We start from the raw sequence: 26,991 nt of genomic DNA on the forward strand, positions 1-26,991 counted from the left end.
TTGGGGCGACTCGATACAGAAAAAACTTATCTTTAACCAAGCTTGAATATATTGATCGCTCCTGCTCTTGGTTGGCAATCAATTATTCAGCAAGCCCTATGCTAATTGAGCTGAATCGATCGGCTTAGCGACATGAATCTGAAAACCCGCAGCGATCGCCGATCGACGATCGTCATCTTTAGCATAGGCCGTGATCGCCGCAGCAGGAATTTCTCCCCCTTCCTCCACACTCAGTGTCCGAATCTGCCGCATCAGCGAATAACCGTCTTGTTCTGGCATTCCAATATCAGAAAGAAGTAGATCGTATCGATCGGGATTTGCTCTCAACATTGAGATCGCCTCAGTTGCTGATGCCGCTGCGCTAGTTTCAACTCCATACTCATCCAGCATGGTTGTGAATAACTGACGCAGAGATGCTTCGTCATCCACCAGCAGCACTCGTACACCAGCCAAGGATGATGGAATCTGTGGGATTGCCGCTACAGGCTGGCTAGCAACATCTACTGCTTCTACAACACAAAGCGCCGAACTTTTTTGCGTATCTGCTAGCAGCGGCAACCTGAGGGTAAACATTGCCCCTTGTTCCTCACCGCCACTTTCTGCACAAATACTACCGCCGTGGAGTTCTACCAAATGATAGACAATCGAGAGTCCTAGGCCCAATCCAGAGTTGCTTCGAGAATAGCTACTATCCGCCTGACGGAAGCGATCGAACACATAGGGGAGAAAATTAGCGTCAATGCCTTTACCAGTATCGCGAATTTGGATTTGAGCCATGCCATCAATGTAGTCTGATGAGATGTCTATTCTGCCTCCGGCTGGGGTGAATTTAATCGCGTTTGATAGTAAATTCCACAGTACCTGTTGCAAGCGGCTTGGATCGCCCAACAGTTTTAGGGATAAAGGAGTGATCCTCGATTCAAGTTGAATATTTTTGGCTGCTGCGGCCAAACGAACCACCTCGATCGCATTTTCAATCACTGGATTTAGCTCAATTTGCTCAACCTCGATCCGAAACTTGCCCGTACTAATGCGCGAAACGTCTAAAATATCTTCAATGAGCTGGTTTTGGGCTTGGGCGCTGCGCTCGATCGTTTCTAGGGCCTTCTCGGTTTGAGCTACGTTAAATTTTCGGTGGCGCAGCAACTTTGCCCAGCCAAGCATCGCACACAGCGGGTTCCGCAGTTCGTGAGAAAGGGTAGACAAGAACTCATCTTTGGCGCGGTTTGCCCCCTCTGCCTCCGCACGAGCCGATTGTTCTTGCACCAGCAGGCTGCGTTCTGTTTCTAACCGTTTGCGATCGGTAATATCCTCGATCGCCAGCAGAATCATTTGTTTGTCGCCGATCGCAGGCATTTTCCGGGCATTGAGCAGCATGATTTTATGCCCGATCTGCTCGAAGTCATGCTCGACTTCAAAATCTTGAAACTCGGTATTTCCAGCCAGAATTGGTTCTAGGAGCGATCGCAATTCGGGAATATTCCATTGTCCGTTACCGAGCTCGAAGATCGATAGGTGTTCGGTTTCGATGGGTTGAACCTGAAACGTCTTGTAGAAAGCGCGATTTGCCGTGAGCGCCCGCAGGTTTAGATCGATCACTAGCAGCGGTTCCCGCACGGTTTCGACGATCGTTTCGGCGTAAGTTTTGGCAGCCATCAACTCCTGGGCGCTGAGTTTGAGTTCGTGGATATCCACCAACATAACTACAGCCCCGTCAATCTTGTTGTCGATCGTCCGATAAGGTCGAATCCGCAGATCGTACCAATGACCGTCCCGATCTTGCACCTCTTGAACTGTCAAGTTGAGCGTGCGAATCACCTCTAAAATTTGTTGCTCTAAATCTGGCACATTTAACTTGTGGGTGATGTCACTTAAACAACGCCCGACATCGGTAGAAATCAAGTTGAAGATGCCTTCAACTGCGGGAGTAAACCGGCGGATGCGCAAATCGCCTCCCACCATCAGAATCGGAATATTGATGCTGCCCAGCAGATTCTGTAAATCGTTGCTCATGTAAGTTGATTCCAGATTGCGCCGCTGCAATTCGTCATTAATCGTGTTCAGTTCTTCATTAGTTGCCTGAATCTCTTCTTGAGCGGTTTCCAGTTCCTCATTCATGCTGTGCAACTCTTCATTGCTCGACAAAATCTCCTCGTTAGCGGCTCTCAAATCTTGATTGGCTGCTTGATGCTCGTGGACGATGGATTGCAAAGTTTCTCTTGTAGTTTTCAGTTCCTGTTGCAGCCTCGCAATCTCCTGACTTTCAGCACTTTTCGGCTCGGAATTGATACTAACACCGTCCTGGACATCGATGGCAGCAAGCGGCGGCTCGTCTTGAAATAAAACTAATAAATACTCTTTTACCGCAGCGTTTGTTGGGAAGGGAATCACATCAATTTTTACCTGCCGGAGGCGGTGGTTTTCTGTAATTTGCAAGCCTGTGCGTTGGCTCGGCAACTGCTGATTTTTTGCCTGTTGAATTGCCTCCCGCAATTGGACGCGCAATCCCGATTTTGCCATTTTCAGCAAGTTAAAGCTCGCCTTACCCGGAGCCGGTTCTAGGTAGTCGCTCGTCTGTCCTCGAAATTGCAAAATCTCGTTGGCGCTGTTAATCACGACGCCGACGGGGGCATACTGATTTAAAACAATTAGATCGGCTTGTTTCTCCATTTCGATTTCGTTCCAGCTTGGCGGCACCAGCAGTGGAGGGTTGATGGCTGTCAGAGGATTTTGGCTGGCAGTTAAATCAATGCTCAGCCAATGCGATAACTGTTTTTTGACATAAATTTTGTTTTTTTGGTCGCACAGCCCAAACAATTCGCCAAATTCACCGATCGTTTCCGAAGTACCTAACAGCAAAAAGCCTTCGGGGCTGAGTCCGTAGTGGAACATGGGCAGCAGTTTTTTCTGCAACAAAGATCCCAGATAAATCAGCACATTCCGACAACTAATCAAATCCATCCGCGAAAACGGCGGATCGTTAATCAAATTTTGTCTGGCAAAAACACAGAGTTCGCGCACCTGTTTGGCGATTTGATATCCGCCCTCGACTTGAACAAAAAACCGCTGCAAGCGATCGCGCGAAATATCCGCGACTTGACTGCTAGTATAAAAGCCGCTGCGGGCGATCGCGATCGCGCTGTCGCTGATGTCTGTAGCGTAAATCTGCACCGGCAAATCGATGTCTCGCTCTGTTAAAAACTCTAGCAAGCAAATGGCGATCGAATAAGCTTCTTCGCCCGTGGAACAACCGGCAATCCAAATTCGGATCGGCGACTTCGGCGATTTATTTTTGACGATTTCGGGAAACACTTTGCTGTTTAGAGCATCAAAGCTTTCGGAATCCCGAAAAAAGCTGGTGACGTGAATTAAGACATCGCCATACAGCGCGGTGACTTCTGTCGGAGTGTTTTGGAGATATGCAGCATAATCTTCGATCCGTTCCAGCTTGTAGAGCAACATCCGCCGCTGTATCCGCCGTTTCAAGGTAGTTTGCTTGTAGTGAGTAAAGTCAACTCCTGTAGCCAATAGCAGTAAATTGTAGATTGTGGCGATCGCATCTTGGCTGGCTGCTGATTCGATCGCATCTTGGCTGGCAATGTAGGGATGACAGCCGATTTCGGCGATCTTTTGGGCAATTTGTTCCGGCCTCAAGATAAAGTCTACCTGACCGGTCGCCACCGCAGTGTGTGGCATACTGGTGAATTGTGCCGATGCTTCGGATTGAGCAAAAGTAATACCGCCGGCGCCTTTAATCGCTTCTAATCCTCTGGCCCCGTCGCCGTCGCCCCCGGACAAAACGACGGCGATGGCTTTGTTCCCCCTTTCCGCGGCGAGGGCAATCAGAAATGTATCGACGGACATAAACGCCCCGCGTCCCCTGCCGCGGGGCGTTAGCTTCAGCACCCCGGATTCGATCGTCATGCTGGCATTCGGGGGGATGACGTATACCTGATTCGGTGCGACAGCCATGCCATCTGTCACCTCATTTACGGGCATCTGAGTCGATCGAGCTAGAATCTCGGTCAACAAACTTTCCTGAGTCGGTAACATATGCTGAATCATCACAAAAGCCATGCCTGTATCGATCGGCAAATGGCTCAGCAATTCCATAAAAGCTTCCAATCCACCCGCAGACGCTCCAATTCCCACCACTGGAAATAATTCCTGGCGATCGTCCTGTTGCTTTCCCTCGGCTGCGATATCAGCTTTAGGCTGAGATTTCTTGGCAGATTTTTTAGGATTCATGTTCGATCGCAGAACTTCTACTGACTGCGAATTGTGGGTCTCAACTTTATCACAATATACTACCCTACGGTCGAGCCGCAGTCTCAAATAACTCAATAAAGTAGGGAGCAATGCTGGCTACTATGCCCACAACTCCCAAGGCTGAACCTACTGCTTAAATCGTTGCTTCTAATTCTGCATCGCGACGGGCTTCTTCGATCGCAACTACGCCCCTCATTGCTTCCATTGCTTTCTCTAGCAAGTTGGTACCGTGTTTGAAGTAACCTAGGTCAGCTTTGATTTGTTCGGTAAACTGGGGGCAAGTCTCTTGGCTGAATAATTCTAGGAAGCTCAAGTTATAATAATTTTTGGTATCCCTACAATTATAAATTTTTCTAAATTTGATGTCAAGAGCTATTTGATTTAATTTATTTTGGTAATTTTTGGCGTTAATGGCGATCGTATTGGGAGCATCTCAGTTTGGCATTTATAGTGCTGTCCCCGCTCGCGAGTAGAATACGCGAGCTCGCGACAGCTCGCACTATAATAAAAAAATGCTGGCGTTGCTGATTTACGGTATGAAAGGCTAAATATGCCAGTCATAGAAACCAGTATCGACAAAGCTTGGGGATTTTCAACTTATTTTTTTCCTACCCTGATTAAGCAACACCCTAAAATCTAAAATCTAAAATCTAAAATCTAAAATCGATTGACTGGTGAAGTTAGGAGTCTTGGGTCATGCGCCGATCGATTTTACGCTATAACATTGATGAACAAAGTTAACTAGAGGCAGTGAATCATGAAAAGTACGATCGCACCAGCATTTATTCTCGCCGGTGTCATGTTAATTGGCGGTTTGTCTGCTTGTGCGCCACCCAACACCCCGGAAGCCTCGGAATCTAATCCAGCTAAGGAAAATCCCGTAAGTTTAGAGAAACCGAAGGCGGATGCTGTTTCCTCCGATGCTGCTAAACCCGATGCGACTGCGGCGAGTCCAGTTATTTCATCGGAAACAAAGGCGGATACTGCTTCCTCCGATGCTGCTAAATCTGACGCGGTGTCAAAAACAAAGGCGGATGCTGCTGCTTCTAAAGATGCTAAACCTGACGCGGTGGCTGCAAATCCCACAAATTCCCAGAAACCAAAACTTTCTGATGCTGAACGCACACAGAAGCGCAAGGAAGTTAGTGAAAAACTCGCAAAGGTACTCACGGCTGAGCAATACAAACAGTTGAACGCTAAGCTGAAGTCTGGTGAAAAAATGCGTAAAGCTTTGACTGAAATTAATCTCACTACTGAACAGAAGCCAAAAGTTAAGGCGATTCTTAAGGATGCTTATCCTCGGGCTGCACAAAGCCTTCAAAAATCATCGGAAACTAAGCCGCAGTAATGCTGTGAAAGCACGTTTTGTGCGATCGCAATTATAAGGTTTTTGGGTTTTTGTAGGGTGCGTCAGCAAGTTAATTTTTTTTGCATTGCTGGTTGCTTTGTCGGGTGCATCTCATTTTGGCGAACATATCCGTAGGGGCGAAGCATGACCGCAGAAAATAGGAGATTATAACTAATAACTTATATGCGGTCATGCTTCGCCCTCCTCAAAAACCAGATGCACCCGTTTTGTCTGACGCACCCTGTCCTTTGTGAACAAAACCGTTGACAACGCCACAGCCTCAATTCATTTGATTTGGATGCGGACTAAAGTCCTCACTACGAACCTGATGCGGACTAAAGTCCTCACTACGAACCTTTTTTGTTCAATAATCAGCGGACGATCGCCTTTTCACCCTTGTACTTTCATTATCAGTATCTCGCCCTTTTTTCTGTCTGCCTTTTTTAATTTGCTGGCTCATTTCCACAAACAAATCCTTACGCAAATAAGGATAATCGCTCACCCACACATCGCGGCTGGGAATGTAAATATCCGAAACTTTGGCAATTCTGCCCAAATCTTCTTGATTCGACATGATTAACATTAAAGCAGCTTGACCGGGGACAATTCCCTGATGACTTTTCTGCAATGGAGCTCGAAGCGTAGTAGTAAATCCGGTTTTGTCGCCAACTTCTAAATTAATTCGCGGTTCTAGGTTGTCAACAATTACAAGTTGTCCTTTTTGATTGACTGTTTCTTCTTGACTTGTGACTTCATCGGTGATATAAATATCCAATACTCGCCCTTGCCAAAAGCCGCAGTATTTATATTTACGACATTCTGCATTCCGCAAACTAGCCCAGAAAATCGGCCCCCACAGCCAGTACAAACCAGCGATCAATCCGACAATTAAAACTAGAGGCCCGACATCGGAACCGGCAAAATTATAAACTACTAGCAACAAAACTACAGCTACCGCAGAAATTAATATTCGCCTTAAAAAATCGGGCGGTTTCCCCCAAATATGTTTGTATTGTGCTCCGGTAGCCACGGGGGGAATTAGTTCTTGAAAGGTTTCGCGAGTTAAGGGAATTAGCATAATGGGGAATGGGGAATGGGGAATGGGGAATGGGGAATGGGGAATGGGGAATGGGGAATGGGGAATGGGGAATGGGGAATGGGGAATGGGGAATGAATGGGGAATGGGGAATGGGGAATGGGGAATGGGGAATGGGGAATGGGGAATGGGGAATGGGGAGATTTTTTATTGGCGATCTATCTCAATTTTTTCATCACTTATTCGATCTTTTTTACCACCAATTGAGTTTAGATAAGCATTGAGTTTTGGTGGCAATTTATCGATTATTGGTTGAATTTTTATGACTTGTTCATCTGCTAACAACTTTCGGGCATATGCCAATCTCAACCAACTGATTGTTTCATACAAAGAGCCTCTGGCAATTTTAACAAAACGCCGATTGTCTTGATGATTGTACCTGCCGCGTCCTTCTGCGATATTAGCACAAACACTATCGGCGGCTCGTACAATTTGGTTGCCCATAGTATCTTTCGTGAAATAATCCCATTGTTTGACAATAAACCAAACCTCATTTGCTAGCTTTTCAGCCAATTTGTAAACATCCAAATCCTCAAAATCAGGTCTTGCCATATCTACACCCCTCTATTACCAATCCCCAATTCCCAATCCCCCATTCCCTATTCCCTAGAGTATTTTTTCCAATCCGTAAACGAGCGATCGCAATTCCAGCACTTTTCGCACCGATAACAAAACTCCCGGCATATAACAAGCCCGATCGCTCGTATCGTGTCGTAAAGTATAAACTTGGCCTGCACCGCCAAAAATTACCTCTTGATGAGCAATTAAACCGGGCAAACGGATGCTGTGAATCCGAATCCCTTCATCGGCCACCGAACCACGAGCTCCCGCTATTTTTTCGGTTTCCTCAACTTCTGGCACATTGAAAGTTTTTCCCAATTCTGCTAGCATTTGAGCAGTTTGAATCGCCGTGCCACTGGGAGCGTCGGCTTTTTGATTGTGGTGCAGCTCGATAATTTCTACGTGTTCAAAATACTGAGATGCGGTGACGGCTGCTTGTTGTAGCAAAACCATGCCGATCGAGAAATTGGGTATAATCAAACAGCCGATGCTGGCTTTGTCAGCGAATTCACCTAAGTTATCAATTTGCTTGCTGCTCAATCCTGTAGTCCCAACTACCGGGCGTATACCATAAGCTATAGCCGATCGCACATTTTCATAAACAGACGAAGGGTGCGTAAAATCTACCATCACGCCTAATTGCTTTTCCTGAGATGCTAATACCAGCATTCCTTGCAAGTCGTCTGTTACCGGAACTTCTAACGGGCCGCATCCGGCTAATTCCCCCGCATCGGCGTTGAGGCACTCAGGAGAACGGTCTACAGCCCCAAATAAAGTCATGTCATCAGCATTTGCGATCGCCTTAATTACTTCGCGGCCCATCTTGCCACCAGCACCGTTAACAATCACCGGAATCGGAAGTTGATTCGCCATAATCTCAAAAATATCCTGAAACTTCGATCGACTAAATTTTAACGCTTGTGGGAATTTAGGGAAACAGGGGAATAAAAAACAGGACTTGTCGGCAAATCTTCAACAACCCGGTTTCCCCTCCCGAAATACTTGGCAAAATCGAGTAATTAACTTAAATAAACTCGGTTTCGGCACAATTTCTGAAAAAATTACACTCAATCTCATAATAAGCTCAATTCTGTGGAACAGACTTGTGCGAAGCGAATTTGCACCCATATATTTTTTCTGTGACTCCCAAATTCTCTCGAAATCTTCGTTCTGTACTGTCTGTCGCCACTGGCCTCGATCTGAGTTCTCCAGGCCGCCGGGTCAGAATTTTGCCTGCAATGCTGGCGGGTGCTACTGTAACGCTGCTGAATCTGGGAGTTCAACGGTTGGGATGGCTGCAAAGCTGGGAATTGGGCAGTTTTGACTCGTTAGTACGCTTGCAGCCCGATGCGGGCAGGGATCCGAGGCTGCTGATAGTGGGAATTTCCGAGGCAGATATTCAAGCTTTGGGGAGATTTCCGGTTTCCGACGGTGCGATCGCCCAAACCTTGACAAAATTGCAAAAGTACCAGCCAAAAGTCATCGGTTTGGACTTGTACCGAGATTTGCCGCAACCACCGGGACACGAAGAATTGCTGGTCAAGCTGAAAGCACCGAATGTAGTGGCGATCGCCAAAATGAGCGATGCAGAAAGTCCGGGAGTCCCGGCGCCCCAAGGAATACCGCCCGATCGAATCGGTTTTAACGACTTCGTGCTCGACGCTGACGGCGTGGTGCGCCGCCATTTACTCTCAGTCTCGCAAGCAAACAAGACTACTGTTTCGTCGTTTTCTCTGCAACTGGCTTTGCTGTATCTCAAAAACAGCGTGCAGCCCACAGATAGCCCTGTCCATCCCCACCAAATCAACTGGGGCAAAGCAGAATTTGTGCCTTTAAAATCTGACAGCGGCGGCTATGCAAATCTTGATGCCAGAGGCTACCAAATTCTGCTCAAATACCGTTCTGCCAATAATGTAGCGCGACAAGTCAGTATGTCGCAGGTATTGAAGGGGGAAATTGACCCAACCTGGATAAAGGACAAAATTGTGCTGATCGGAACGACAGCACCTAGTACCAGAGACGTGTTTCTGACGCCCTACAGTCCGGTTCAAAAACAAACTCCGAAAATGCCGGGGGTGATCCTGCACGCCCAAATGCTCAGCCAAATATTGAGTGCCGTTTTGGAGGGGCGATCGCTGTTTTGGATCTGGCCGCAATGGGCGGAAATTTTGTGGAACGCTTCTTGGGCTGTGCTTGGCGGGGTTGTGGCTTGGCGGATTGTGCACCCGGCGAGGGCAGCATTGGTTGGGGGTGCGCTGTTGATGGGGCTGTTGGGAATTAGTTTTGCGATTTTTATTGAGGGTGGGTGGGTGCCGCTGGTGTCGCCGGCTTTGGGTTTGGTGGTGACTGGTGTGGGCGTCAGCGCTTACAGGAAGCTTTACGATGCTTTTCACGACTGTCTGACGGGTTTGCCGAACCGGGATTTGTTTGTGGAATGTTTGGGGCGGGCGATCGCCCACAATAAAGGCCACCACAGCTATCTGTTTGCAGTGCTGTTTATTGATTTAGACCGATTTAAGGTAATTAATGATTCTCTAGGTCATTTGGTAGGGGACGAACTGTTGATGGCCGTGGTGCGGAGGCTGAGGGCAAGTATTGCTCGCGCGGATACTGTGGCGCGGGTGGGGGGTGACGATTTTGCGATTTTGGCGAGGAATGTCGATCTGGGGAATGCGATCGATTTGACCGATCGCATTCACCAAGCTTTAATTGTGCCTTTTGACGTGAGAGGGCAGGAGGTGTTTGTCACGGCGAGTATCGGAATTGCGGTGGGGGGCGAACCAACTGCTACCACCCGGGAACAGCCGGAACACTTGCTGCGAGACGCCCACACGGCGATGTACCGGGCGAAGGCTTTGGGAACGGGAAGGTATCAGGTGTTTAATGCTTCGATGCACGATTTGGCGTTGGAGAGGTTGCGGTTGGAAACAGATTTACGGATGGCCCTGAAGCGTCGGGAGTTTTTGCTGCACTACCAGCCCTTTGTGTCTTTGGCTAGCGGGAGGATTATTGGGTTTGAGGCTTTGGTGCGCTGGCAGCACCCCCAGCGGGGCTTGATTTCGCCGGTCAAGTTTATTCCGGTGGCTGAGGAAACGGGGGCAATTGTGCAGCTTGGTGAGTGGGTGCTGGAGGAAGCTTGCCGGCAGTTGCGGCTGTGGGAGGAAATGTTTAATTTCGATCGCCCTTTGATTATGAGTGTAAATTTATCTGGGAAGCAGTTTGCTCAGCCGGATTTGGTCGATCGCATTCAGGCTATTTTGGCAGAAACGGGTTTGAGTGCCGAGAGTTTGAAGTTGGAGATTACTGAGAGTGTGGTGATGGATGATGTCGAATCGGCGATCGGGGTTTTGAAGCAGATGAAAGCCTTAAATGTCAAATTGGGAATTGATGATTTTGGCACTGGTTATTCGTCGTTGAGTTATTTGAGTCGGTTTCCTACGGATACTTTGAAGGTTGATAAGTCGTTTGTCGGGCTGATGGAGTTGGGTGAGGGAGAGAATGTGGCGATCGTCCGAACAATAGTCACCCTGGCCCACGCTTTGGGAATGGATGTGATTGCTGAGGGTGTGGAGACGGCGGCGCAATTAGCTAGGTTAAGGGCGATCGGCTGCGAATACGGCCAAGGTTATTTTTTTGCTAAGCCCTTACCGAGCGATGAAGCTACTGCTTTAATGGCTTCGGAGCCGCAGTGGTAGTTGTTAGTTATTAGTCATTAGTCAGCAGTCATTAGTCATTTAACGGGTGTATCTCAATGCAAGCGAATATATCCGTAGGGGCGAAGCATGACCGCAGTCAATATGAGATAATAACTAATAACTTATATGCGGTCATGCTTCGCCCTCTTCAAAAACCAGATGTACCCCATTTAACACTATTCGTTCGGAGGTAAGCACGATCGTGCCAGAATTATTTGATGCAGTCGAATTGTTAGTAACATTGCCTGAATCTAATTTACACCTAGGTGTTAGAGGGGCAATTGTAGATTGTTATGATGATGGAAATTACGAAGTAGAATTTAGCGATCGCTCTGGCGAAATGATAGCTTTGTGTACTCTGTCTACGGAGCAGTTTTTAGTTGTTTGGAAGTCGAAAGAAAGGCGTTGGTTGTCTGTATCTGAGCTATTAGCTGCGATGGTTGGACGTTTGTCAGACGAACGTCAGATAGAAGTTTTAGAGTTTGCACGTTCTTTGTCTGGGAGATAGCGAGTTGTTGTCAGGGCGATCGCTTATATCAAAAAGGATCTCGCCCTTCGCCCGTGAAAAAGCGATCGAGGGCGATCGACCTTTCGATGAAAAAAAGGGCGATCGACCTTTCCATGAAAAAAAGAGCGATCGCCCTTCTCCCTAATTCACAAGATAATCACTCAGAGTTTTTAGTAAGCGTTGATGTCGCTCTGAGGAAATAGCTCCAATAGAACCGATAATTTGATTGCGAGGTAATACAGCAAGGAAACCTAACCGAATCAAGGATTGAGACCGTAAACCGCTGGCAGCAAAGTCTGAGTCAGAGGGGGAAATAATATCGTCAAAACCTGGAACCTGTTGATTTAGTTGGGTACTAACACCACACACTAAAAAATCTCTATAAGGTGGGAGTTCCCTCAGAAGGATGGCTGGACGATTTTTAGTTGTCCCGTCAGTTTGGGGTATTGGGGTGAGAACAACATCAGCTTCCTGCATAGTCAGGATTTAGTGTTTTAATTGCATTGCTCGGGTAATCATCGTCCTGACTGTAAGCATTGTTTAGTTGATGCCTTGACAACCACAACCAGGCTTCGCGTTCTGCTAATTGTTCCGGGAGGACTGTGACAATTAGTTTTATGTTTGGTTCAAGCTTATAGGGTTCATCTAGCTGAATAGATTGCCCATCAAAATGTGCTGACAAAGAAATAAGCTTCATGGCTTGGATATCTTGAAGGCGAGTGCTTTTACTAAGTTTATCATATTTTGACGTTCTAGGGACACAGGCTTTGACCCGTTTTTCTACGATTAATTTGCTCCATTCCTTAGAAAAATGATCGCCCCTCCTCGAACCAAAAAGCGAGATTCCTCGGTCGAGAAAAGCGATCGACCTTTCCATCCCACTCATAGCGATCGCCCCTCTCCATCCACAAGACCGCGCGTGCGGAGCTATCCCGAGCGTGAATCGCCCTTTCCATATAGCCAAAAATAGCCAAACCTGCGATCGCACGTTTTGACTTATTCCAAAAAGGCGATCGCCTTTTATTTCCGCTTCCGAAATAAAGGGCAATGGCGAGATATTCAGTTTGTATTGCACTATTGCACCAGTGTATACTAGATTAGAGGGGTGTTTTGAGCTAGTTTATGCCACAGATATCTACCATAATGTCGTTAAAGCCGCTCTCATTAAAGACGGCTGGACAATTACTCACGATCCTTTCACTATTAGATTTGAAGACTTGACTGTTTACGCGGATCTAGGAGCCGAAAAATTAATTGCCGCCGAGAGGAGTGAGCGAAAAATTGCTGTTGAGGTGAAGGTATTTATCAGTCCTTCCCCAGTGACCGATCTCGAACGAGCCGTTGGACAATACTATCTATATTCGAGTTTTATGGCGCGGCTGGAGCCCGATCGTACTCTATATCTTGCCATTCCGAAACGCACTTATGAAAACTTTTTTCAGCGTCCGTCGATTCAGGAATTTGTTAAAGAACGACAATTCCCTTTGATTGTTTTCAATCCCGACTTAGAGGAGATTGTACTATGGAAAAGTTGACTCAGTATCGATCGATCGCGCGAGAAGTAATCGACGAATATGCCCGCTACAAACCTAGTTCCGAGCAGAGCGATATGTCGGCGGTTTATGATAGCGATCGCGACCATTATTTGCTGGTTAGTTTTGGATGGAATGGCGATCGGCGAGTTCACAGCACTATCGTGCATCTGCGAATTTTCGAGGGCAAACTCTGGATTGAACGAGATGAAACTGAGGAGGGGGTGACTCAGGATTTGCTGGATCGAGGGGTTTTTCAAAAAGATATTGTGCTGGCTTTTTACCATTATGAAGACCGGAAGTTGACTGATTTTGCAATTGCTTGAGGTAAAGGGCGAGATCCCTTGGTTGAGAAAAAGGGGTAAAGAGCGATCGCACGTTTTGACTAATTCCAAAAGGGCGATCGCCAATCGACTGACGGTAATAGTTGTATAATAGACAAAGTAGGCAAGCACAAAAAGTGAAAACCGATGTCACAGGCAATCCTCAACCAAATTGTCAATCAGCTTGAAATGCTGGAAATTTTAGAGTTACAGGAACTCGATCGGGCGATCGGGAAATATCTGGCCCAGAAACAGCAAGCTACTCAACAAAATCAAAAATTTGCTAAAAAAAGGCAATTATTTCGAGAGTGGGATGCCATTTCTGATGAGGAAGCTGCGGTACTAAAATCTGAGTTTGCGGCAGAAGATTTAGAGTTGGCAGAAGTTGCCTTAAGTGATTATATGCTGAGACTTCAACAACTGGATAAAATCTGATGCTAGGAGATGTTTATTTGGCAGATTTGAATCCTTCGAGAGGCTCAGAACAAGCAGGAATTAGACCAGTCATTGTTGTACAGCGAGATACATTAGACCGCTTTACTACAACAGTCATCGTAGTTCCCGTAACAAGTAATCTGCGGCGTGCTAAAATACCAGGGACAATTATTTTGCCGACTGGTGAAGGTGGTTTACCACAAGATTCAGTCGTGCTTTGCTATCAAATAGTAGCGATAGATCGAGAGCGATTAATCAAAAAAATGGGCACTCTTTCAGCAGATTATGTATCAAGATTACAGGTGGCATTGCAGTATACATTGCAAATGGATGAATTTGAAAATGTAGAAGAATAGAATGAGTTGAAGTAAGCGCGTGCGAAGCTATCCCGTAGGGAATCGCACTTTTTGACTTATTCCAAAAGGGCGATCGCTTATCTGCGCTTACAAGCAAGGCGATCCTGCTATAATTGGCTAAAGTTGCTGATGTTGAGCCAGAGGAGGCAGAGGAATCTGCGCGATGAGCTGCTAATCTCAAGGATGCTATAATAGATAGGAGTTACGCATGACCTCAATTAGTATATTTTTCTAGGTAAATGAGATGAACGCTAAAGAATTACTCCTTAAGGAAGTAGAGAATATTCCAGAATTTATATTAGAAGAAGTTTGGAATTTCCTGCAATTCCTCAAATTAAAATACAATAAAGATAAGTTAGAAGCAAGCCTGCTCAGTGAATCTTCTTTGGAAAAAGACTGGTTAAAGTTAGAAGAGGATGAAGCATGGCAGAATTTGTAAAAGGTGATGTAGTAGTTGTTCCATTCCCATTTTCAGATTTAACACAAGCCAAGCGCCGACCGGCTCTAGTAATCGCAACTTTGGCAGGAGACGATATAATTCTTTGTCAGATTACTAGCCAAAAGATCGCCGATCGCTATGCTATCACTCTTGAAAGTAGTGATTTTAGCGAGGGCGGACTTAACCAAATTAGCAACATTAGACCTAATCGCTTGTTTACCGCAGATCGAGGAATTATACTTTATAAAGCCGGTCAGCTTAAAACTGAAAAGTTAAACGAGGCGATCGCTAAGATTGTTGAAATTATTCAGCAGTAATTCTCTATTGTCAAGCGTTCCCTCTGCTTAAAATACTGTTTGACTATGTTGTGTTGTGCGATCGCCATTTTGGGCTGGAAAGAGCGATCGCACTTTGTGACTTATTCCAAAAAGGCGATCGCAGGTTTGGCATCTGGTATAGATGAAGGGCGATCGCGCCATCTTCCCGCAGCCAAAAATGTTAAATAACAAAATTGGATAATTTTTGTTATTATGGAGGGTAGTAGTTGACTCAAATAGGTGACTCAACATCATGAATATATCCTTAACTCCTGAACTAGAGCAGTTTGTTCAATCAACAGTCAAAAACGGTAGGTACTCATCTGCTTCTGAAGTGATTCTGGCTGGATTACGATTGCTAAAAGAACGGGAAATTTTAGTTGTTTTGAATCCGGTTTCGTCAGAGGGTAAGCAGAAACCCAGCTATGATTTTTCGGATTTGGTAGGGCGATTAACTTGGCGGGGAGATGCAGTAACAATGCAGAGGAATCTACGCGATGAGTGGTAATCGCTATGTGTTGGATACGAATGCGATCGTTGCTTTGCTTCAAGGGAATATTCAACTCATTGAATTACTTAAAGATGCGGATTGGCTGGGAGTTTCAATAATTAGCCAAATTGAGTTTCTGGTGTTTCCGGGGCTGACTCAAGACGATCGTCAGATTTTTGAGCAGTTTCTGCAACGAGTGGAGGTTCTTGGTTTAGGGGCGATGGATGCTATTTTGCTCTCTGAAAATCATTGAAATTCGCCAGCAACATCGCTTGAAACTACCGGATGCGGTTATTGCAGCAATGGCAATCCAAAATTCAGCAACTTTGGTGACAGCCGATCGAGAGTTTGCCAAGGTAACAATTTTAACGGTAATTAATTGGTAGCGATCGCACTTTTTGACTTATTCCAAAAAAGCGATCGCAGGTTTGGCATCTGGTATATAGGTCGGGCGATCGCTCTTCCCTGCAAAAACATTCGTAACCAAAAGGGCGATCGGGCCTACGTTGAGTTGAGTAGATCGATCGCCCTTTTTTGAGAAAGAGGAGGAAAGGGCGATCGGGCATCTGCAATCTCAAAAGGGCGATCGCACTTTGTGACTTATTCCAAAAGGGCGATCGCGCTTAGTTGAGAAAGAGAAAGAAAGGCCGATCGCCTCATGCTGTAAGATTAGCTCCTATTTTGAAAGATTGTGTGAACTGTTCTAACCCATGACTGCCACCATTCACAAGTGTTCTAGCTTGGCTATAGTTTGGAGGCGTAGTTCCTAAAGCCTGTCTAATTGCACTCTCTTTATTCTTAATAAAACGAGCTAATAGTTTGGCAGCAAGTATTGGATCATTTGCTTGTTCTGGATTGTTCACCAGTTGATCGCCAATACCAATTTCCTTACCTCGCTTTTGGTAATTCTCTTTACCTGTCAACTGAATGAATCCACGCCCCTTATACTTAGCTCCAATCCCAACTCCATTATTCCCTAGCTTTAGCGTTTTCGTGTCAAAGTCATAGAGATCAAATGGAGCACCACCAGGCGAGGTGTTAAGTGATGATTTTTCCTCACCAATTGGCTTAAAACTTTCAGTTTCAGCGCGGATAGTTGCCAGTGCCATCAGAACCATATCTCGGTCTCCTAACCCCACTTTTTCTAGCTCACTGAGAATTAAAGGAAGATACGTTTTTATATTGGTCTGGACGTAGCCGAAAATAGGAAACATTTGGAAAACAATGTCAGTGGTAAATAAAGCAGTTTGTGAAGACTTACTTGAACCTGAAGGAGGCTGAACTTTCAAACTTTCTGGCAGATCGCCATTCAAGTCAATATTCTGTTCCCAAATCCATCGTTCTTCTGAATCTACAATTCTAAACCATTTTCTACCTTTGTTATCAACAGTCCAACCACCAAAAGTGAGATTTTCTCCTTTTTTAAACACAACATTTAAGGGACTATTACCTACGTCAGTAGGCATATTTCTGACTGGAGGAGCGTCATTATTTACCGTGCCAGTGAAAGTTAATTTTTGTAACTCTGTCTCTTTCTGTTGTAATGCCGTGCGCTTTTGATTTGCCTGTAGCTCCGCATCTGTTTTTTGCGAATTCCAATAATTAATGTTTTCCTGATCCCACTTTTGCTGACCTTCTGCTTGTTTAATAATTTCGTCTAGTTGAGATATTTCCTGTCTTTTATCAGAGTTAAACCACCAGAACCAGTCTTCCTTAATTTTCTTAATCCTGTCTTCTTTGGTTGTAATCAAACTAGAAAGGTCTGTTTTTTCTTTGCCCAATACATCAATAAAATTCTTGCTTTCAGTGATTCTCGCAGTTTGTTTTTTGATTTCATTTTGAATGTCTGAAATCTCCTTTTGAAGTTGCTGTATGTAGTTAGGATCAGCAGCACCAGTGCGAATTGTATTGCCTTTTCCACTAACAGGTGTAGGCGTAGAAGACGGGGAAGTTGTCGAAGCCGATCGCCCTTTTGTCTCATAAACGGTCACTTGCTGACCATTCCAGATCATAATCGCCCGTTCAAACTCCTGACGGAAAACACCACCCCCCTGATCCTGCATACCAGTAATAGCAGCCCCCACTTGCGGATACTGGCTAGCAGCATACAAGAACTTCTGACGCACATCATCTGTAGGACTCGATGCAGTTGCAGGCTTTGTTGCCGCTCCCCAGATCAGACCGTTGCTAGAGACTGTACCGACAACAGTTGCTTTAGCCGTGTTCGGGTCAATTGCTAGTTTCCGGCGATCGGAAGTATAAGCTGTCAGTTGCCCATTCTCCCAGCTCAGACCATACACTTCCAGCAAACCCAAATCACCTATATAGCGCGAATTACCCGTCGCCAAATTGACAGCAACCAGGCGATCGTTCAACGAAGTATTAGGACTGCTAACCGTTGCTAAAATCTCATTAGCCCCGTTGAAAACCAAATCTCCACTGCTAGGCCCGCCCAAATTGCCAATCAAATTCATCTGACCATTATCAGGCGAAATCTGGAACAAATTGCCATCTCTGTGATCTGCACCGTAGAGTCTGCCATCGGTCGAGAAAGTCAAAGAATTGAGACTCCCCCCCGCCAAAGGCCCGACATATCGTTCCGCACCCGTAGAGGGATTGATCTCATACAAACCGTCATAGAAAGTACAGCCGTAAAGTTTGCCATTTGGAGCAACCGCCAAATCAGTAAAAGCGCGGCCTTGATAGATTGAATTTTGTGCACCCGTCGCCGTATTAACTTGCAATATCTGTCCACTACTGGTAGACAGGTACACCGTATTAGCAGTTGGTTGCTGTGGAGGTTGTTGTGGGGGTTGCTGTGTCGGCGGAAGTAAAGGCGGCTTACTTCCAGGATAGCCACCAGTCCAAGCACTCGGTACCCAATAAGTTCCACCGTTATATCGGAAGCGATACCACAAAGCATCCGCTTTTCCTGTGGTTAAATCGCTAAGCTGTTCGCCGTAAGTCCAACCGTCAAAACTCAGCGTATCACCAGTCTTGACAACAAAATTACTTCGATCGCTCGTATTCGGACTATTGCGAAGAGTAATTCCATTCGATGAAACCACCCAAGCCGTAAAGTTTTCATTGATAATATTGACAGCCCGTTCCGTCGGCGTGACAAGCCCTTCACCGCCCCAAGTCGTCGGTTTCAAGAAAGCTGTAGGTTTATAAACCTCCGGCTTAGTCTTCTTCGCCAAATCCACCGCAGCCAACGTATTCAAAAATCCAAAACCCGTCTCATCATCCCACCCAGACGGCCCCAAATCCCTCGCCGTAGACTTCAAAATCTCCATCACTTGACGATAATTCAAAGCAGGATTTGCCGCCCAAACCAAAGAAGCCGCCCCCGCAACTTTAGCAGTCGCAACCGAAGTCCCCGCCATCGTCCCCAAATCATTTCCCACAGTCGATAAACCGGGGTGTTCAGTCGTGCCGCCATCCGCCACAATATCCAAACCGCGGCCATAACTAGAATAGTTCGATCGCCCGTTAATATCCCCAGCCCCAACCGTAAAAATATTGTCAAACTCCTGCGAAGCTTGACCCAAAACCGACATCACACCGCCATCATTACCCGCCGCCACTACCAGCATTACCCCATTTTGCCGCGCATATTCGATCGCACTTCTTTCTGCGGTCGTCAACTCATAGCGCGTTGTCACAATCCCGTCAGCATTCTTCTGAGTCAAATCCAAACTGAGATTTGCGATCGCATTTTTCTGTCCAGAAGCCTTCGCAGCATCCACAAACTCTACCAAAGAATCCGCCCATCTCCCAGAATCGATCGCCCTTCCCACCCACTTCGGCGCAGTCTTATTAATTGCATCAATAATCCCCAACATAAAAGTACCGTGCTCGCTACCTTCCCCAGCTTTCAGCAACGGATTATCATCCCCGCCGACATAATCGCGGCCCTTCTTGATATTCGCGTAATTCAAATAAGGACTATCCGCACTCACACCCGTATCAATACTTCCCAGCAACGGCTGATTAGCCAAAGGAAAATTTAGCAATTGACGGATTGCATTCGGATTGTTAGGATTCGGCGCATGGGGATCGACGGGAATTATACCAATTGGCAAAGTCTCAAACGCACCGCCCGGATTGTAAGGAGTTTGAGTGGCAATTCCGTTGTTGTACAAACCCAGCGGGTCAAAATCAATCAGCGGTGGTAAATTATTAGTTGGCGCAGAAGGGTCGATCGGGCAAACACCGCTATCAGCCAAGAAATTCGGTAAATCTAAATCAGGTAGCGACAAAGAACCGAATAACTGATGCAGCGGATTCAAATCATCCAGCCATCCCCCAACACCCGCACTCGGAGTTACAATTCTTTCCAATACATGACTGCGGGATTTTTTGTGGCCTTTGCGTTTCGGTGAATTCCCAAAACCTTGAGCCTCTTTGCGTTTTTTGCCACCCAAATTTAGCCAACCCATAATCTTTGCACCTTGATTAATATGAATTCGATCGCACGAACTCGATCGAATGCCTCCCGCATTCAACCAAAATCGTTACTTGACAAAAATCTGTAAGTAATAATCTGAAAATTTCTGTTTGTTTGAAAAACTACGCAAAGTTAACAAATTTTACGTATTGGCGATCGCTTCACATCTGCCGCGCTTTGCTAACGGTCTCGTTGGCGATTGAGCTCATACTTTGTCAATGCTTAATTTTTCGGTTTTTCTTGCTTCTTCACGGTTATCCTACACCAAAAACCCTCTTTCGATTGTAAAGTTTGTGTAAAGTTTTTTTGCCAACTTAAATTAGGACTGACTCCGAAACCTGGTTTTTACGAAAATATGGAATCGCAGCCTTTAAAATCGATAAAAAACCCGGTTTCCGGCCGCCAGCGCTACATTCCAAAAATAGTTAGAATTGGCCCTTGCTTTTTTTATAATTTCTGATAATATGAACCGAGAGGTGAAATTTGGAATGAGGTCTGAAGCCCTAGCAAATATCACCAAAGCTTCTTCAAAAACTACTCTCCCGTTTCCCTGCTTCTTTGAAACAGGGGCAATCTTTACTTGGAAACTTTAGGTTTTTAGGAAAATTTAGGGCGATCGCACTTTTGCTCTCTAAAAAAAGGGGGACAACAAAAGCCGTCCTCCTCAAAGTCCCCCTTTTTAAGGGGGATTTAGGGGGATCAGAATTTAACGGGGAAAGGGGAAATTTGAAAACAGGCGCTAGGGGCGATCGATCTTTCAGCCTACCAAGGCATAATTTTTATTTAGTCGATCGCACTTTCTCCGCGAAAGTAACAGTATGCTATGGAACTCAAATCAGCGGTGCAGTGGATAGCTCATCCAGACGGTCATTGGATACTTCGCAATCCCGAAGACATGACTTTCATGGAAGTTGACGACTTTGACAAACAGGTAATCTTGCAACTAGGCAAACAACCCGTAACTAACACTCTCGCTGAATACGACATCGATTTAGAAGATGTGCAAAATCTCTTGAGAAGCTTAGCACAAACGGGAATGCTAGAAGGCACAAAAGCCCCGAAAGCCAAATTCAATCTCCTATCTTTCACAATTCCCCTAGTCAATCCCGATGCTTGGCTGTCGCAGCACATCGACAAATTGCGCTGGATTTGGACGTGGGAGTTTGGGTTTTTTCTATGCGCTTTCATCGCATCTTCCGCAGCAGCTTGGTTTGGTTCCTCGGCGGAAGTTGTTGTCTCGCACCAGCAGTTGTGGACAGCCGGGAAAGTTCAGACTATTATCACATTTGTGTTGCTGACAATCCTGGTAATATCTTTGCACGAACTCGGTCACGCTTTCACGCTCAAACATTACGGCGGTATTGTTAAAGAAATTGGATTGCTGTTTATGTGTTTCATTCCGGGATGTTATACAGATACTAGCGACCAATACAGTTTAGTCAAGCGAAAACAGCGGGTTTTAGTCGTGGCTGCGGGAGTTTTGATTCAAGTAACAATTTGGGCGTTTGCTGTTTGGGTTTGGCTGTTTTCGCAGTCGAATCCTGTCTGTCATCAAATTAGTTATTTATTGATGGTGGCGGCTTTGCTGACTGTAGCAATTAATTTGAATCCCCTCAACCGATTTGATGGTTATTATTTGTTAGTGGCAGGAACTGGCATTAACAATCTGCGTCAAAAGTCGTTTGATTTTTATATGGATTTATTGCGGAGGGAGGAGATTGAGGCAGAATCAAGTGATAGATTGGTTTTGGCAGCTTATGCGCCTTTGAGTATCATTTATACTGTTTTTGCTTTGAGTTATTTAATGTCTTTGGTTGGGGATTGGATTTTGCGGGTTTGGATTTTTTAACCGCAGATGAACGCGGATTAACGCAGAGGAAATGCTGTTTGAGTTTTTTTAGTTAGGGCTTTACTGATATGAATGTTTGTCAAAAGTTGGGAATTGTTGGCGGAAGTTTGAGTTTTGCGGTTGTTAGTCAATGTTTTTCTGTAGAAGCTGCTACTCTGAGTCAAACTTATACTGTGAATCTGGATTCGCAGCCGTTAAATAGCAGCACGAATGTAATTTTGCCGAAGTTTAATTCGCTGTTGGGTACTCTGTTGAAGGCTTATGTTACGGTTAAGTCTACTGTTAATAATAGTGTCAGCATTACTCCTTTGACTGGAGATTTTACGGGGACGGCGACAACTAATGCTAATATTTCTGTGAATATTCCGCTATTGAAAGTTGACCCGAATTTGACTTTGAGTGTTTTGGCTAGTCCGCCGGAAACGAAGATTGCTAGCGGTGGTACGGGAAGTGTTAGCGGTTCGGGTTCTGGTAGTGTGTCGAAAAGTTATGATTTGCCGCAGTTTTTGAGTGCTTTAACTGGCTGCGATGGTGATACTTTTACGGCTGGTGTGGCGACAACTGGTTTAACTCAAATTCTGGGGATTCCGGCGAGAGGTAGTTTTGGGGGTAAGGTGTCGGCGGATATTGCTGCTAGTGTAACTTATGAGTATGAAGCTGTGCCGGAACCGATGACGGTGGCTGGTACGTTTGTGGCGGCGGGAATGGGTTTATTGTGGAAGAAAAGACGCACAAAAAGATAAGAATACCTGGCGGTTAAAATTACGTTATTTTATTCAGTCTGCGGAGGCAGACTTTGTTCGTGTAGACGCGGTTTCAACCGCCGTCTGCATCTGTTTTGGGTAACTTCAAGCGATCGATAAACGCGATAATTAATCTCAGGGAAGATGCGATCTATCTCCTAAACCTTCTCCAACTAACCGAAATCGACTTTGCCTTCTTTAAGTTGCAAACTTCCAGGATTTTTGATGTTAAATGGGTAAAGGTCAAAAATATTTTTACTGTCAACACTACCTGTGTAGGTTTTGCTGTCAGTCAATGCCCCGATGTTAAGTTCAGCCATTTGTACCCCTGAAAAATAGTTGCTGGAAAATGCCCTCAAATATATATCTGTGGGAACTTGAGGTTTTTATGCAAAATCCGGAAAAGCGTTACATTAGTTTACATTAGGGTTGCCCGATCGCCCTTCTTCTACCATCTACCCTGAGTTAACATCGGTGGTAACTTTGCTGCAAACTCTTGTGGGGTGGGCATCCTGCCCGCCCAAATTTGTCATGTAAATGCCGCAAATCTTAGTTGCGCTTGGGTTTTGCAGAAACAGACTTACGCATTTACCAAAGAAACCGGGTTTTTGGCGGAGTCTGTGCACTGCGATCGAGTATTCTCGAAAAAACCCGGTTTCTGAACACTCGTGCGTCCAGGACTGTAAAATTGAAAGTCGATCGGAGGTAAGTGCGATCGTGCGCTATCATCGGAACAATTTTTGGTAGTTTGGCTGACGCAAGAAAGGCGTTGGTTATCTGGGAGATAGCGAGTTGTTGTCAGGGTGATAGTTTTTTTACAGTTCAGTTACATTGTCAAGGGCAATAATTAGTATTTCATTCGGCTTAGGACTAAAATGAAATCTTAAAGTCCCCGTTGCGGAAAATATTTCAAACTTTAAGATAATATCTTGAGTTAAACTTGGTTCAATTATTATTGGATTATCAAGAGCAAGTTGAAATTTATTTTGATCTTCATCTCTTATATAAAAGTGACCGCTGTCATTGTTAACTAAATAGGTAATGTTTTTGTCATTGAGAATACTAACACTCAACTTTATTATTCCACAGTTGTGCTGAACAGCATTAACCGTGATACTAATATCGCTAATTTTCTGTGTTTCGTTAATAACTCCATAGGTTACAGGATTCAAATCTAAAAGCTTTATGACTAACTTGTCTACAGTGGTATAAGGATTTAATTCATAGATTTTATGATCGCAAGCAGCTAAATTTTGTGCCATCTTCATCCGTAACCATGCTGAATTTTCAATAGCTGTTTTAGTCAGGCTTTTAAGTCTAGAATAAATTAAAATATCTGCTTTTTTAGCATAGCCTGTAAAATAATCTGATTGTTCCAAGTAATCAATAACATTTTAGGACTTAGGGAAAGCAGTTCGATACTGTTCGTAATGCAATAAAATCCAATGCTCAAAGGCAATACTTGAAAAAGCAAGATTCACACCATGTTTCTTGGCTTCTGAAAATGCTTGTTCGTGTTTGGTATAACCATCTTTATCAAAAACTGCCCAAACTTCATCATAATTATTTATTTCTTGTTTGGCGAGTTTGACCAGATTCATCGCATCTGTTTTAATAGATTCACCTTCTTTTTTTGCTGCTTTGATTTGGTCTTCTTCACTTGGATAAACTTTGACCGCATATTTCTCAAACACATCATCTTGTTGAGCAATCTCCTCAAAGTAAATTCGTTCTGTATTAGTTCCTTCACATACTATGTAGATCGACTGCTTTAACTGTTTTCGTTTATTCTCTCTTTTTTTATTCATCACCAAACATAAATTCAACTTCTTTAATATTAGGTTGACCACCAAATTTACCTTGCATATACCATTGGTCAAAAGGTTCATCACCTTTTACCTTGTCAAAGTCTTGGGCAGAAAAGAGTTGTGTTTCACCATATTTATTTTTTTCGGTAAACCATATTTGGTCTTTTCTTAACAATTCTCGATCGAGCAATGTAGTTTCATGGCTAGCAAAAATTAGTTGGGCATTACGGGGATTAGTTGACGGATGGTGAAATAACTTAATTAAAAACTTACACAGTTTGGGATGTAAACTATTATCTAATTCATCAATAACTAGAATATGACCTTCATTTAAAATAAATAAAATTAGAGTGCCAATAGTATAAAGTGTCATAGTTCCTATTGATTCTTCATGAAAAAATGAAAATTCACTTTCACCAGTAAACACATTATTTTTAAATGTTTTGTGAACTGCAAATACCTCATATTTATCACTCATTATTAAATTTTTAATATCCTCTGGCATCTCTTCATCAAATTCAGAAGTCATTGATTTTTCCTCAATATTAATTCTATCGATATGAGTGTCGGCAATTTGGATGAGCTTACTTAATTTCTTTTTCAGTTTTTCATCTCCTTGTAATGATTGGTTGACATGACGTATTAATGATTTTTTTGTTTGATTATCATAGGCTGGGAAAAAAGCATAGGTTTTTAAGTATTCATAGATTTTTTGCATTTGTTCATGTTCTTCACGAGCGACTTTTGATAAATAAGGATATTTAGTTAAAGCTTTATTTGAAAAAGAGCGCTTGTCTTGAAAATAATCACCGCGTTTGACCTCATTTTTTGTACGAATGAATAAGTTTGACTTTCTTTTTTTAGGGTAAAAATCTAGCTGTTCGTGATGAACTTCTCGACTATCAAAAGCAATTTGATAGTCATACATAATTCCTTCAAGAATAAAACTCAGCTTAAAAATAGAAGGCTGGCTTAATCGCGATTCATCTAACTTAAATGGTTCGTAATAAGGAATTTTATGATCGACATCAATATTGAGAGTCTGAATATAGGAAATAAGTCTATGTAAAGCCTTGAGAATATTTGATTTACCAGAAGCATTGGCTCCATAGATCGCAGCCGAGTTAAGCAATCGCAGTTTATTGCCTTCGATCGGCACAAAAGTATTCTCATTCTTCCTGCTGGAAGAGTCTGCAATCATACTTAATGTTTGCTCTTCTTTAATTGACCTAAAGTTAGTGACTGAAAAATCAATTAACATAGAGGAACTCAACTTTTAATTAGATAGAATCACTCAGCCAATATCTGCCAATGAAATAGATAGATAAATATCTCAATAATTATAACTCTTGACGGACTTTACAAGATATTATATGAGTGTATGAGCTTTTGTAAACCGACTCGGCATGACGATCGCCAACCTTCGATCGACTAATGTACCCCTGTATGTCACAATAGAGGACTGTCATTAGAGTAAAGAATTTATTGTGAGTCCTACTGCCGAAGTCAGCAATAACCTAAATGCGGGCGCTCTGCCAACCGTTACCGCTACCCCAGCCCGCCGCGCTGTTTTTCCCTTCACTGCGATTGTTGGCCAGGAAGAGATGAAACTGGCGCTGCTTTTGAATGTCATCGATCCCAAAATTGGCGGAGTGATGATTATGGGCGATCGCGGTACAGGCAAATCTACCACAATCCGCGCCCTCACAGATTTACTGCCAGAAATTGAAGTCGTGGCTGACGATCCTTTTAACAGCCATCCCACCGATCCAGATTTGATGAGCGATGAAGTGCGCGATCGCACTTTGCATCACGGTACAATGCCGATCGCCCGCAAAAAAGTACAAATGGTAGACTTGCCACTCGGCGCTACCGAAGACAGAGTGTGCGGTACGATCGACATTGAGAAAGCTTTGTCCGAAGGAGTTAAAGCTTTTGAACCAGGCCTTTTAGCTAAAGCTAACCGCGGCATTCTTTACGTCGATGAAGTCAATTTGCTCGACGATCACTTAGTCGATGTTTTGCTCGACTCCGCCGCCAGCGGTTGGAATACAGTTGAAAGAGAAGGGATTTCAATCCGCCACCCAGCTAAGTTTATTTTAATTGGTTCCGGGAATCCAGAAGAAGGAGAATTGCGGCCGCAATTGCTTGACAGATTTGGAATGCACGCAGAAATTCGCACTGTAAAAGATCCTAATCTGAGAGTAGAAATTGTCGAACAACGATCGAGTTTTGACCAAGATCCGCCCGAGTTTCTCGCCAAATATCAGCACCAACAAGACGATATGCAGCAGAAATTGGTGGAAGCCCAAGAAAGATTAAAATCCGTAAATCTCGATCGCGATTTGCGAGTAAAAATTTCCCAAGTCTGCGCCGAATTGGACGTAGACGGGCTACGAGGCGATTTGGTCACAAATCGGGCCGCGAAAGCTTACGCCGCCTTAGAATGCCGAACAGAAGTCACTGTGGACGATATTCGCAAGGTAATGACTCTGTGTTTGCGCCACCGATTGCGGAAAGACCCGCTCGAATCCATAGATTCCGGCTATAAAGTGACTAAAGTGTTCGATCGAGTATTCGGCCTAGAAACAACCGAAGGTTAGAGCATCGATGGCCAAGAGTAGTATCTTAACAAATGGAACCTCTGCGAGTCGGCTTTAAATTCTGATAAACCCTGACGGTGTTACGCTGCACAACCCTGGACAAACAGGGCATACGCGATAGCAATACTCTCACTATTGATAGAGAGAGCAAAGGAGCCGTCCCTCAAAG

General features: G+C 44.5%; 30 protein-coding genes. 17 read left to right on the forward strand and 13 right to left on the reverse strand.

Annotation, left to right across the window (positions count from 1 at the left end):
• Positions 1-96: 96 nt before the first annotated feature.
• Both JGK11_RS25875 and JGK11_RS25880 read right to left on the reverse strand, forming a co-directional pair.
• Positions 97-4,248: a chemotaxis protein CheB gene (locus tag JGK11_RS25875; RefSeq protein ID WP_293213382.1), complete on the reverse strand. Its 4,152-nt coding sequence runs from the start codon at positions 4,246-4,248 to the stop codon at positions 97-99.
• 154 nt (positions 4,249-4,402) lie between these two features.
• Complete coding sequence (locus tag JGK11_RS25880) at positions 4,403-4,582, reverse strand: hypothetical protein (protein WP_293177477.1); 180 nt, start codon at positions 4,580-4,582, stop codon at positions 4,403-4,405.
• Between the two features lie 444 nt (positions 4,583-5,026).
• Between JGK11_RS25880 and JGK11_RS25885 the strand changes: the two genes are divergently transcribed.
• Positions 5,027-5,617, forward strand: coding sequence for a hypothetical protein (locus JGK11_RS25885; RefSeq protein ID WP_293177475.1), 591 nt, complete (start codon positions 5,027-5,029; stop codon positions 5,615-5,617).
• Between the two features lie 364 nt (positions 5,618-5,981).
• Here the strand turns inward: JGK11_RS25885 and JGK11_RS25890 are convergent, their stop codons facing one another.
• The 3 genes from JGK11_RS25890 to dapB all read right to left on the reverse strand — a co-directional run bounded on the left by JGK11_RS25890 (position 5,982) and on the right by dapB (position 8,147).
• On the reverse strand, positions 5,982-6,695 hold the full coding sequence (locus JGK11_RS25890; protein WP_293177473.1) for a phosphate ABC transporter permease: 714 nt from the start codon (positions 6,693-6,695) through the stop codon (positions 5,982-5,984).
• Positions 6,696-6,860: 165 nt separating this feature from the next.
• Positions 6,861-7,265, reverse strand: a complete 405-nt coding sequence (locus JGK11_RS25895) for a four helix bundle protein (protein WP_293213384.1) — start codon at positions 7,263-7,265, stop codon at positions 6,861-6,863.
• 54 nt (positions 7,266-7,319) lie between these two features.
• Positions 7,320-8,147, reverse strand: a complete 828-nt coding sequence (gene dapB, locus JGK11_RS25900) for a 4-hydroxy-tetrahydrodipicolinate reductase (RefSeq protein ID WP_293213387.1) — start codon at positions 8,145-8,147, stop codon at positions 7,320-7,322.
• Between the two features lie 266 nt (positions 8,148-8,413).
• Here dapB and JGK11_RS25905 point away from each other — a divergent pair, with 266 nt between their 5' ends.
• The 3 genes from JGK11_RS25905 (at position 8,414) to JGK11_RS25915 (ending at position 11,622) form a co-directional block, all read left to right on the forward strand.
• Positions 8,414-10,969: an EAL domain-containing protein gene (locus JGK11_RS25905; protein WP_293213390.1), complete on the forward strand. Its 2,556-nt coding sequence runs from the start codon at positions 8,414-8,416 to the stop codon at positions 10,967-10,969.
• Between the two features lie 202 nt (positions 10,970-11,171).
• A complete protein-coding gene (locus JGK11_RS25910) occupies positions 11,172-11,477 on the forward strand; it encodes a DUF4926 domain-containing protein (protein ID WP_293213393.1) in 306 nt (101 codons plus the stop codon).
• Positions 11,452-11,622 (forward strand): hypothetical protein, encoded by a 171-nt coding sequence (locus tag JGK11_RS25915; protein WP_293191862.1) that lies wholly within the window; start codon positions 11,452-11,454, stop codon positions 11,620-11,622. The genes JGK11_RS25910 and JGK11_RS25915 overlap by 26 nt, the downstream gene beginning before the upstream one ends.
• Here JGK11_RS25915 and JGK11_RS25920 read toward each other — a convergent pair.
• Both JGK11_RS25920 and JGK11_RS25925 read right to left on the reverse strand, forming a co-directional pair.
• Positions 11,619-11,954 carry a type II toxin-antitoxin system PemK/MazF family toxin gene (locus JGK11_RS25920; protein WP_293177455.1) on the reverse strand — a complete coding sequence of 112 codons (336 nt, stop codon included), beginning with the start codon at positions 11,952-11,954 and terminating at the stop codon, positions 11,619-11,621. The genes JGK11_RS25915 and JGK11_RS25920 overlap by 4 nt on opposite strands.
• Entirely contained in the window at positions 11,941-12,552 is a 612-nt protein-coding gene (locus tag JGK11_RS25925) for a hypothetical protein (protein WP_293208394.1), read from the reverse strand. Before JGK11_RS25925 ends, JGK11_RS25920 begins: the two co-directional genes overlap by 14 nt.
• Positions 12,553-12,562: 10 nt before the next feature.
• On the opposite strand from JGK11_RS25925, the gene JGK11_RS25930 reads away from it, so the two are divergent.
• The 10 genes from JGK11_RS25930 (at position 12,563) to JGK11_RS25975 (ending at position 15,755) form a co-directional block, all read left to right on the forward strand.
• The gene (locus JGK11_RS25930; protein ID WP_293177449.1) at positions 12,563-13,012 is read left to right on the forward strand and encodes an element excision factor XisH family protein; all 450 of its coding nucleotides are present in this window, start codon (positions 12,563-12,565) and stop codon (positions 13,010-13,012) included.
• Positions 13,000-13,335, forward strand: coding sequence for a XisI protein (locus tag JGK11_RS25935; protein ID WP_293177446.1), 336 nt, complete (start codon positions 13,000-13,002; stop codon positions 13,333-13,335). The genes JGK11_RS25930 and JGK11_RS25935 overlap by 13 nt, the downstream gene beginning before the upstream one ends.
• Before the next feature lie 144 nt (positions 13,336-13,479).
• Positions 13,480-13,767 carry a hypothetical protein gene (locus JGK11_RS25940; RefSeq protein ID WP_293177443.1) on the forward strand — a complete coding sequence of 96 codons (288 nt, stop codon included), beginning with the start codon at positions 13,480-13,482 and terminating at the stop codon, positions 13,765-13,767.
• On the forward strand, positions 13,767-14,123 hold the full coding sequence (locus JGK11_RS25945) for a type II toxin-antitoxin system PemK/MazF family toxin (protein ID WP_293191872.1): 357 nt from the start codon (positions 13,767-13,769) through the stop codon (positions 14,121-14,123). The genes JGK11_RS25940 and JGK11_RS25945 overlap by 1 nt, the downstream gene beginning before the upstream one ends.
• Positions 14,124-14,367: 244 nt before the next feature.
• Positions 14,368-14,562 carry a DUF2281 domain-containing protein gene (locus JGK11_RS25950; RefSeq protein ID WP_194012388.1) on the forward strand — a complete coding sequence of 65 codons (195 nt, stop codon included), beginning with the start codon at positions 14,368-14,370 and terminating at the stop codon, positions 14,560-14,562.
• Positions 14,547-14,879 (forward strand): type II toxin-antitoxin system PemK/MazF family toxin, encoded by a 333-nt coding sequence (locus JGK11_RS25955; protein WP_293177389.1) that lies wholly within the window; start codon positions 14,547-14,549, stop codon positions 14,877-14,879. Before JGK11_RS25950 ends, JGK11_RS25955 begins: the two co-directional genes overlap by 16 nt.
• A gap of 39 nt (positions 14,880-14,918) precedes the next feature.
• A complete protein-coding gene (locus JGK11_RS25960) occupies positions 14,919-15,068 on the forward strand; it encodes a hypothetical protein (RefSeq protein WP_293213396.1) in 150 nt (49 codons plus the stop codon).
• Positions 15,069-15,132: 64 nt separating this feature from the next.
• Entirely contained in the window at positions 15,133-15,387 is a 255-nt protein-coding gene (locus JGK11_RS25965; RefSeq protein WP_293213398.1) for a type II toxin-antitoxin system ParD family antitoxin, read from the forward strand.
• Entirely contained in the window at positions 15,377-15,622 is a 246-nt protein-coding gene (locus tag JGK11_RS25970; RefSeq protein ID WP_293213401.1) for a twitching motility protein PilT, read from the forward strand. Before JGK11_RS25965 ends, JGK11_RS25970 begins: the two co-directional genes overlap by 11 nt.
• Entirely contained in the window at positions 15,594-15,755 is a 162-nt protein-coding gene (locus JGK11_RS25975; RefSeq protein WP_293213404.1) for a DUF5615 family PIN-like protein, read from the forward strand. Before JGK11_RS25970 ends, JGK11_RS25975 begins: the two co-directional genes overlap by 29 nt.
• On the opposite strand, the gene JGK11_RS25980 is transcribed toward JGK11_RS25975, so the two are convergent.
• A complete protein-coding gene (locus JGK11_RS25980) occupies positions 15,735-15,935 on the reverse strand; it encodes a hypothetical protein (RefSeq protein ID WP_293213406.1) in 201 nt (66 codons plus the stop codon). The two genes, JGK11_RS25975 and JGK11_RS25980, sit on opposite strands and share 21 nt — an antisense overlap.
• Positions 15,936-16,025: 90 nt before the next feature.
• On the reverse strand, positions 16,026-19,877 hold the full coding sequence (locus tag JGK11_RS25985; RefSeq protein WP_293213408.1) for a S8 family serine peptidase: 3,852 nt from the start codon (positions 19,875-19,877) through the stop codon (positions 16,026-16,028).
• Positions 19,878-20,642: 765 nt separating this feature from the next.
• Between JGK11_RS25985 and JGK11_RS25990 the strand changes: the two genes are divergently transcribed.
• Both JGK11_RS25990 and JGK11_RS25995 read left to right on the forward strand, forming a co-directional pair.
• Positions 20,643-21,668, forward strand: a complete 1,026-nt coding sequence (locus JGK11_RS25990; RefSeq protein ID WP_293213410.1) for a site-2 protease family protein — start codon at positions 20,643-20,645, stop codon at positions 21,666-21,668.
• A gap of 68 nt (positions 21,669-21,736) precedes the next feature.
• Complete coding sequence (locus tag JGK11_RS25995) at positions 21,737-22,411, forward strand: PEP-CTERM sorting domain-containing protein (protein ID WP_293213412.1); 675 nt, start codon at positions 21,737-21,739, stop codon at positions 22,409-22,411.
• A gap of 173 nt (positions 22,412-22,584) precedes the next feature.
• On the opposite strand, the gene JGK11_RS26000 is transcribed toward JGK11_RS25995, so the two are convergent.
• The 4 genes from JGK11_RS26000 to JGK11_RS26015 all read right to left on the reverse strand — a co-directional run bounded on the left by JGK11_RS26000 (position 22,585) and on the right by JGK11_RS26015 (position 25,480).
• Entirely contained in the window at positions 22,585-22,731 is a 147-nt protein-coding gene (locus JGK11_RS26000) for a hypothetical protein (RefSeq protein ID WP_293213414.1), read from the reverse strand.
• A gap of 495 nt (positions 22,732-23,226) precedes the next feature.
• Positions 23,227-23,790, reverse strand: coding sequence for a hypothetical protein (locus JGK11_RS26005; protein ID WP_293177365.1), 564 nt, complete (start codon positions 23,788-23,790; stop codon positions 23,227-23,229).
• A 15-nt stretch (positions 23,791-23,805) separates the two neighbouring features.
• Positions 23,806-24,219, reverse strand: a complete 414-nt coding sequence (locus JGK11_RS26010; protein WP_293177796.1) for an RloB family protein — start codon at positions 24,217-24,219, stop codon at positions 23,806-23,808.
• Positions 24,212-25,480 carry an ATP-binding protein gene (locus JGK11_RS26015; protein ID WP_293191874.1) on the reverse strand — a complete coding sequence of 423 codons (1,269 nt, stop codon included), beginning with the start codon at positions 25,478-25,480 and terminating at the stop codon, positions 24,212-24,214. The genes JGK11_RS26010 and JGK11_RS26015 overlap by 8 nt, the downstream gene beginning before the upstream one ends.
• Before the next feature lie 271 nt (positions 25,481-25,751).
• Between JGK11_RS26015 and bchI the strand changes: the two genes are divergently transcribed.
• Positions 25,752-26,822: a magnesium chelatase ATPase subunit I gene (gene bchI, locus JGK11_RS26020; RefSeq protein ID WP_293177793.1), complete on the forward strand. Its 1,071-nt coding sequence runs from the start codon at positions 25,752-25,754 to the stop codon at positions 26,820-26,822.
• Positions 26,823-26,991 lie beyond the last annotated feature (169 nt).

It is taken from the genome of Microcoleus sp. PH2017_34_RAT_O_A (assembly GCF_020737885.1).
Taxonomy (GTDB): Bacteria; Cyanobacteriota; Cyanobacteriia; order Cyanobacteriales; family Microcoleaceae; genus Microcoleus.

What these genes read in the sequence shown, in the direction of transcription:
- JGK11_RS26015 (WP_293191874.1), bottom strand. Translation starts at nt 25,480, where the DNA reads ATGTTAATTGATTTTTCAGTCACTAACTTTAGGTCAATTAAAGAAGAG.
- JGK11_RS25920 (WP_293177455.1), bottom strand. Translation starts at nt 11,954, where the DNA reads ATGCAGGAAGCTGATGTTGTTCTCACCCCAATACCCCAAACTGACGGG.
- JGK11_RS26010 (WP_293177796.1), bottom strand. Translation starts at nt 24,219, where the DNA reads ATGAATAAAAAAAGAGAGAATAAACGAAAACAGTTAAAGCAGTCGATC.
- JGK11_RS25980 (WP_293213406.1), bottom strand. Translation starts at nt 15,935, where the DNA reads ATGCCCGATCGCCCTTTCCTCCTCTTTCTCAAAAAAGGGCGATCGATC.
- JGK11_RS25945 (WP_293191872.1), top strand. Translation starts at nt 13,767, where the DNA reads ATGCTAGGAGATGTTTATTTGGCAGATTTGAATCCTTCGAGAGGCTCA.
- JGK11_RS26000 (WP_293213414.1), bottom strand. Translation starts at nt 22,731, where the DNA reads ATGGCTGAACTTAACATCGGGGCATTGACTGACAGCAAAACCTACACA.
- JGK11_RS25965 (WP_293213398.1), top strand. Translation starts at nt 15,133, where the DNA reads ATGAATATATCCTTAACTCCTGAACTAGAGCAGTTTGTTCAATCAACA.
- JGK11_RS25970 (WP_293213401.1), top strand. Translation starts at nt 15,377, where the DNA reads ATGAGTGGTAATCGCTATGTGTTGGATACGAATGCGATCGTTGCTTTG.
- dapB (WP_293213387.1), bottom strand. Translation starts at nt 8,147, where the DNA reads ATGGCGAATCAACTTCCGATTCCGGTGATTGTTAACGGTGCTGGTGGC.
- JGK11_RS25890 (WP_293177473.1), bottom strand. Translation starts at nt 6,695, where the DNA reads ATGCTAATTCCCTTAACTCGCGAAACCTTTCAAGAACTAATTCCCCCC.
- JGK11_RS25940 (WP_293177443.1), top strand. Translation starts at nt 13,480, where the DNA reads ATGTCACAGGCAATCCTCAACCAAATTGTCAATCAGCTTGAAATGCTG.
- JGK11_RS25895 (WP_293213384.1), bottom strand. Translation starts at nt 7,265, where the DNA reads ATGGCAAGACCTGATTTTGAGGATTTGGATGTTTACAAATTGGCTGAA.
- JGK11_RS25885 (WP_293177475.1), top strand. Translation starts at nt 5,027, where the DNA reads ATGAAAAGTACGATCGCACCAGCATTTATTCTCGCCGGTGTCATGTTA.
- JGK11_RS25875 (WP_293213382.1), bottom strand. Translation starts at nt 4,248, where the DNA reads ATGAATCCTAAAAAATCTGCCAAGAAATCTCAGCCTAAAGCTGATATC.
- JGK11_RS25935 (WP_293177446.1), top strand. Translation starts at nt 13,000, where the DNA reads ATGGAAAAGTTGACTCAGTATCGATCGATCGCGCGAGAAGTAATCGAC.
- JGK11_RS25995 (WP_293213412.1), top strand. Translation starts at nt 21,737, where the DNA reads ATGAATGTTTGTCAAAAGTTGGGAATTGTTGGCGGAAGTTTGAGTTTT.
- JGK11_RS25990 (WP_293213410.1), top strand. Translation starts at nt 20,643, where the DNA reads ATGGAACTCAAATCAGCGGTGCAGTGGATAGCTCATCCAGACGGTCAT.
- JGK11_RS25950 (WP_194012388.1), top strand. Translation starts at nt 14,368, where the DNA reads ATGAACGCTAAAGAATTACTCCTTAAGGAAGTAGAGAATATTCCAGAA.
- JGK11_RS25955 (WP_293177389.1), top strand. Translation starts at nt 14,547, where the DNA reads ATGGCAGAATTTGTAAAAGGTGATGTAGTAGTTGTTCCATTCCCATTT.
- JGK11_RS25975 (WP_293213404.1), top strand. Translation starts at nt 15,594, where the DNA reads ATGCTATTTTGCTCTCTGAAAATCATTGAAATTCGCCAGCAACATCGC.